Source organism: Aestuariibaculum marinum (assembly GCF_014596975.1).
Classification (GTDB): domain Bacteria; phylum Bacteroidota; class Bacteroidia; order Flavobacteriales; family Flavobacteriaceae; genus Aestuariibaculum; species Aestuariibaculum marinum.
Window position 1 is genome coordinate 22,080 of sequence record NZ_JACVXD010000015.1, and the last position, 6,214, is coordinate 28,293.

Annotated in this window: 7 protein-coding genes; 1 reads left to right on the forward strand and 6 read right to left on the reverse strand. The window is 33.5% G+C overall.

Features of this window, described 5'->3' with window-relative positions:
* Window positions 1-31: 31 nt before the first annotated feature.
* The gene (locus ICJ85_RS15495; RefSeq protein ID WP_188224713.1) at window positions 32-412 is read right to left on the reverse strand and encodes a hypothetical protein; all 381 of its coding nucleotides are present in this window, start codon (window positions 410-412) and stop codon (window positions 32-34) included.
* A gap of 51 nt (window positions 413-463) precedes the next feature.
* Complete coding sequence (locus ICJ85_RS15500) at window positions 464-1,102, reverse strand: MOSC domain-containing protein (protein ID WP_188224714.1); 639 nt, start codon at window positions 1,100-1,102, stop codon at window positions 464-466.
* Window positions 1,103-1,248: 146 nt separating this feature from the next.
* Between ICJ85_RS15500 and ICJ85_RS15505 the strand changes: the two genes are divergently transcribed.
* Window positions 1,249-2,280 carry a hypothetical protein gene (locus ICJ85_RS15505; RefSeq protein WP_188224715.1) on the forward strand — a complete coding sequence of 344 codons (1,032 nt, stop codon included), beginning with the start codon at window positions 1,249-1,251 and terminating at the stop codon, window positions 2,278-2,280.
* A 145-nt stretch (window positions 2,281-2,425) separates the two neighbouring features.
* On the opposite strand, the gene ICJ85_RS16710 is transcribed toward ICJ85_RS15505, so the two are convergent.
* From ICJ85_RS16710 to ICJ85_RS15525, 4 genes are all read right to left on the reverse strand, one after another.
* A complete protein-coding gene (locus ICJ85_RS16710) occupies window positions 2,426-3,259 on the reverse strand; it encodes an FKBP-type peptidyl-prolyl cis-trans isomerase (RefSeq protein ID WP_188224716.1) in 834 nt (277 codons plus the stop codon).
* Window positions 3,260-3,297: 38 nt separating this feature from the next.
* Complete coding sequence (locus ICJ85_RS15515; protein WP_188224717.1) at window positions 3,298-3,975, reverse strand: DUF4377 domain-containing protein; 678 nt, start codon at window positions 3,973-3,975, stop codon at window positions 3,298-3,300.
* 124 nt (window positions 3,976-4,099) lie between these two features.
* Window positions 4,100-4,999: a diacylglycerol/lipid kinase family protein gene (locus ICJ85_RS15520; protein WP_188224718.1), complete on the reverse strand. Its 900-nt coding sequence runs from the start codon at window positions 4,997-4,999 to the stop codon at window positions 4,100-4,102.
* Window positions 4,996-5,949, reverse strand: a complete 954-nt coding sequence (locus tag ICJ85_RS15525; protein WP_188224719.1) for a phosphatase domain-containing protein — start codon at window positions 5,947-5,949, stop codon at window positions 4,996-4,998. The genes ICJ85_RS15520 and ICJ85_RS15525 overlap by 4 nt, the downstream gene beginning before the upstream one ends.
* Window positions 5,950-6,214: the final 265 nt, after the last annotated feature.

The following is a 6,214-nucleotide window of genomic DNA, read 5'->3' on the forward strand; positions in this document are numbered from 1 at the left end:
TATAATTTTGTGCCACAAAGATAAGGTAATTTTAAATGAGGATTTTTTTTATTTTGATAGCGTTCCAGGTATCATCTACAGAAAGTAGTTTTGTTGGCTTTAATCGGTAATCCCCCAGAAAATCCCAGTCAAATTCAATGTGTAGCTTAGAAATTTCACTAATCGTCGTTTCATTGGGATAGAATACCCAAAGGATAGAGGAGTCTAATAGACGAGGAAATAGTGTTAGCATTTGGTTTACAAACTCTTCTTTAGTATCTACAAACACTAAGGCGCAATCTACACAGGAGGTAGTAACTAAGGATTCTGAATAGTTAACCTCGTCAAAAATGGCACTAAAAGATTCTGGTTTATTTAAAATATAAACGTCTTTGAAATGCTGAAGTTTTAATTTTTTAGGTAGTGTTCGCATAATCTAAATATACAAAAAATATCATGATTAGGGAATATGAGTTTTAGAATTCTACGGATTAATAAAGCCTTTTAATTTTTCTCTTTTTTTCTCAGGAATAGAAGAACTTTTAATGATTTTATTAAGCCATTCCTGGTTTTTGTTAGGATTATAAAGTAAATCGAAAAATTGATAAACGCTTATACTGTTTTCATCCCGTTCAATAAGCTGAAATATGTCTCCAGTAGTAACATAGCCTTCTTTTAAAACTCTAATATAGGTTCCTGAAAAACCACGTTCAATAAACTGTTTAAGGACATCTTGAGAACCAAATTTAACCCCTAATTTCCAGCAGGGTTCTCGAGGTTCTGTAATTTGTACAGTAGCTTCTCCAACTTTATAAATATCACCAACAAATATTTCGGATTCATCAAGATTTTTTACCGTAATATTTTCACCAAACATACCATAAGTCCAATCTAGATTTGGGTAAATCGACTTCCAATAGTCGTATTCGTTTTCAGAAAACAAATAACAGGCTTTAAATTCACCACCATGATATTTTCTGTCTATAACACTATCATTTTTTACATCACTTTTACCTAAAAAAATAGGAGCAGTAGTTGGGGTTTTATAGATACCTGTAGTTTCCTGTTTATTTTTCCAGATTATTGTGGTTGGTGTTGCAATATTAGTAGCTATTACCTGCATAAACTTTTGTTTTTATATGATTCTAAGGTACCAAAATTTATCATTTTGAAAAAGATATACAAATTTAAAACCGCATATGCCTTTTTTACGTAAGTCTCGGTACGCCCCGAATATTGAAATAGTTATTAATCAATAAATTATATATTATGAGAGCAATTCAATTATTCGCATGTGGCTTTATGGCCTTAACACTTACTAATTGTCAAACCGAATCTGTTGATGGTACATCCATGGATGGTTATAATAGTATGGCAAGTAAATTGGCTAAGATGTCTGAAAAAATGAAAGGACATTCGGTTTATGTCTCTTCAAATACCTCTGGGATCTTAAGTATTTTTAATATCAACGAAAGCTTAGAAATGCCAAGTATGAAGTCTTTAGGTCTGCCTTATATGGATGCCGATGGGGTAGAGTATGATGCTAATCGTGATGCTATTTATCAGGTAAATAGATCAGATAAAGCTTTGGTTGCTTTATCAAATATTGCTGAAACTATGGATGGAGATGCTATAATGCCAACAGCAATGGGACCTTCAACTTTTGAAAACGGTAGAGGTTCTACATTATACAATAATAAGGTAGTTGTTGTAGATGATGTAACATCTGGTAAACTTGCCAGTTATCATGTTAATGAAGATGTAATTACAGATTTCAGACAATACCAAGTAGGTTTTGAGGTTTGGGATGTACATGTAAACGGTAAAGATTTATGGGCTATAGAAGATGTGACTAGTAATCTGGTATATTTTGAAAATTTCCACAATGCTAAAAGCGGAGATTTAATGTATACCGCCAAAGTGGCTATTGAAGGATTAGTACGTACGCATGGTTTAGATTATGATGCTATGACTGATACGATGGTATTAACTGATATAGGGTCTGCAGGAGTTGCCGATGATGGAGCCTTGGTTATAATACATGATTTTTCAAGTAAGTTTATGGCTGCTATGGATAGTGGAATGCTAATGATGGACGATCAAATTCGTATTGAAGGTGATATGACCGAGTTAGGAAATCCTGTAGACGTTGCCGTAAGTCCAGATAAGGGAGCCATTTTTGTAGCTGAGCGAGCTCAACAAAAGTTGTTAATTTTTGAAATGCCAATGTCTGGAGGGAATTATGCACCTATGTATTCAACGGCTGTCCTTGGCGCAAGCTCTGTAACAATCGATTTCTAATGAATAAAATCTCCTCTATATTTAATAGTTGTTTTTGGATTAAGTGTTAAATGGAGGTGCCTCTTACGTATTAGTAAGAAGCTTTTTTAAATGCAAAAGTCACCATGAATTCACGGTGACTTTTGCATTTTTCAAGTATTAAAATTTAGTTTACAGACTTTAATTCTATATCGAATAAAAGAACAGAGCCTCCGGGAATGGTATAATAATCGAAGTTGCCATAACCTAAATGAGCAGGAACAAAAAGCGTGCCCTTGCTACCTTCATTAAAATAAGGAATACCTTCTTTCCATCCTTCAATAACTTGATCTAAATCAAAACTAACCCCAGATAGTGTGCTTTCATCAAATGTTTCCCCATTAAGGAAGTAGCCGGTGTAAGCTACGGTAACATTATCGGTTGTTGTTGGGTAGGCCCCGGTACCAGGTTCGGTAATTGTATAATACAAACCAGAATCGGTACTTTGCGCTTCTATTTCATTTTCTGTTAAATACTCTTGAATTTGAATGTCGTTTTCAGTTTTATAATTCACGTAAACTAATTCAATGTCGAATATGATAACAGATCCCGCAGGAATATCGTTGTAATTATTGCTACCGTAAGCTAAATGCGCAGGAATTAATAATTTACCACGTCCACCTTCATTAAACTTTGTTAAGCCTTCTGCAAAACCTGGAATAACATATTGAAGCAGGAAAGAAGCGCCTTCAGCGCTTTCGTCAAATACTTCTCCATTGGTTAGGTAACCTTTATAAATTACTTTTACGCGATCTGTGGCGCTTTCAGGCATTTCTCCGGTACCTTGTTCTTCGATAACGTAATATAACCCTGTTGCTGTTTTCTCAGCATTTAAATTGTTTTCGGTGATGTATGCCTGTATGTCTTCGTCATTTTGAAGACTGTAATCCACAGGGGCATCATCACTACTACACGACACAAACAAGACCAATGCAGTAGCAAATGCAAATAATTTTTTCATAAAATTTTTTTAGGGCAAATATAAGAGAACTTACCGTTTTAATCTATCTTTTTAAGAGTAAGCGTTTCATTGCCTTCGGTATCGAAAAAAGTTAAGCTTAATGCTTCTTTTTTATAACTAACCGATGCATTTAAAGCTTTATTAAAAGCATTAGGAATCGACATATCCATACACATTTTTCTGGTTGAAGCAATTGGCCCGAATTCAATATTTCTCGCTGTAATATTTTTAATGTCTCCGGTAAAGTTATTGCAGCCATCGGTACCTGAAACTTGCATTTTAGAAATATTGATTTCCAAACTAGGAATTTGTCTTGTTTTGCCAATGGCAGAATTATTAATTTTCGTTACTGTCCAAATATCGTTTAAAGCCATTTTAGGGTCCTGTTTTTTTTCTAATACTTTAACTAACTTATATTTTATTGATGAAGCATCGGCAGGAACATCCTTAGGGTCTAACTGAGTTTCTGTAACTTCAATTTTTTGGAAACTTCCAAATTCAAATTCAAAACCTTCAATTGGTGCATAAAAGGTACTCCAGGTTGCTTTGTCAACATCAACACCTTTATAAACTTGTAAACACTGCATTTTACCTGCTCCGGAACTACAGTTTACTTTTATACTGTTTACCCAGTAGGTGGTTGTTTTTATAGAATTACAAGATGTAAAAAGTGTGGCTATAATGGTTATAGGTAACATGGTTTTTAGTAATGACATATCTCAAATGTTTTTAAAGTTATTTTCTATGTCTTTCAAATGTCTTGCCAATTTTGAAATCATTAAGTTAATGAAATGTTATAAAACTAAAAAGGCAGAATTATTTAAATGAATTTATTGTTTTTTAACGTTTTAAATAGGGGTTATTGCTGTGGGTGATGAATTTAACAGCTCCCTTTATTATTTTTATATCTAATGTGCTGAATGCACCAACTATTTCACCGTCTAATTGCAAGGTTCTCTCTTGATTGAAGGTAATTTTAGCTTCGGTGGTACTTATTACCAATGCATTTTCATTGTCTATAAAACTATCGCTAAAAATTGAGAGCCCTGCTTTTGCTAAAATATTAACATCCATTTTTTTTACCAAAACAATTTCGAACATACCATCCATGGGGTTTCCGTTGGCGTTTAATGGGACGCCTGTGCCGTACTTTCGGGAATTACATATGCCTAGCATGATTCCTGGTTCATTAATAGTTTCGCCGTTTGCTTCTATTTTTATATCAAAGGTTTTAATACTGTTTAGTTCTTTTATAAAGTATTTAGCATAGGTGGTTATACCCCTGTTAACATCTTTGTCGTAACCTTTAACAATTTGAGCATTTAGGCCGACATCACCAATATGTATAGAGAAGTTATTGTCATTAACCTGAACCATATCGAGATGACCAATAACTTCAGACATTATAATGTCTTTAAGAGCTTCTTCTGGTTTGGGGTTTACAAATAGCTCTTCGGCCATGCCATTTGCCGAACCTAAGGGAATAATTCCCATTGGAATGTTTGAATGAAGCAAAGCAGTGCAGGTAAATAAGGTTGTGCCATCTCCACCTACTGATGCTACTTTTGTAGGTTTAAAGGTGTTAATAATATCGGTTAATTTTTGTTGGTCAGCTTTACCACTGGTTTTAAAAATGTGATAATTTATTCCGTATTTCTCACAAATAGTTATAGCATTTTTTAAAAATGCTTCTTTGTCTATACCTCCCGAAATTGGGTTGACGACTAAAAGTAGTTTCATAAGGCCATGGTTTTTAAGTTTGAAACTTCTTGCTCGAAATCGATAGAGGTATCTGTTTTAAAGTAGTAGCTCGGAGTACTTAGGGGTTGTAATTTTAGCCACATATTCTGCTGATGAGTTTTCCTTTGATGCTTGGTTTGACGTATATATATTTTTAAAATCCGATCAGGATACTTACTGGCAATATGGTAGTATATAATCATATCGCGTTGCGTGTCATCTCCAATAAGAATGAATTTTTGCTGAGTTAAATTTAAAATTTTGGTTATCGTTTGATACTTGAAATCTTTGGGCTTTTTATCAAATATTAATTGTTTTAAACTAAGGTATGGTGTTAAAAATAAAGGCGCCTCAGGTAGTTTGTGGTCTAATTGAATAAAGTAATTTAAAAGACTGAATAAATTGCTTTCACTTTTTGAAACACAATAAATGTTGGACTTTGTCTTATTTATGGATTCAAGGAAATTTAATGTGAACTGTATAGGTTGTCTTCTTTGGGGAGGTGTGAACGAAATGGTGCCAATGCGTTTTAAATTATTAGCCGTATAGGATTTTATTAGGGTATCGTCAATATCTGAAATTACGCCAAAAGCACTATTGTTTTCAGCGAAGCTAATAGGGTAATTTTGAACACTTTTAAGAGTCGAACCATTATTTGTTATAGATATCGGGAGTTGAATTGACTGGTCTAAAGTTAATTGGAATCCACCATGAGCATCGGTTTTGGTTTCAAAGGACTCGTTTTTTGTGTTTATAAGAATAGGCTTGTTTGAAAAAGGTTTCCTAAAATATGTCTTCAAAACATGATTTAAATTCTTTAAAATCCCGACATTTTTATTGAGAACTGTTGGGGCTTTTTTTAAAATGACTCCGGTGATTAAGGTTTTATTATTAAGTAAATTAATAATAGAAAGTTGCCAGATTATAGGTGTGTTTTTGGGTTTAGCCAATGTGAGGTGCTTTAATTTGCTTTTCTTTAAATATACTGAATTAAATCTCTTTTATAAAACCATTTATTGCGTTCTGCTTTCTTCAAAAAAAACACTCCGAAAAAGCGGAGTGTGTTTCATGTGTTAATTGGTTTCAAATTAGGGTCTAAAACCCTGCAATTTCATTGCAGCACTTTAGTGATATAAAAATTATATCTTTATGATATGTCAGAATATCAGCGAAGAGGATCTCATACAGTTAGTCATTTGAGTTGTCATATAGTTT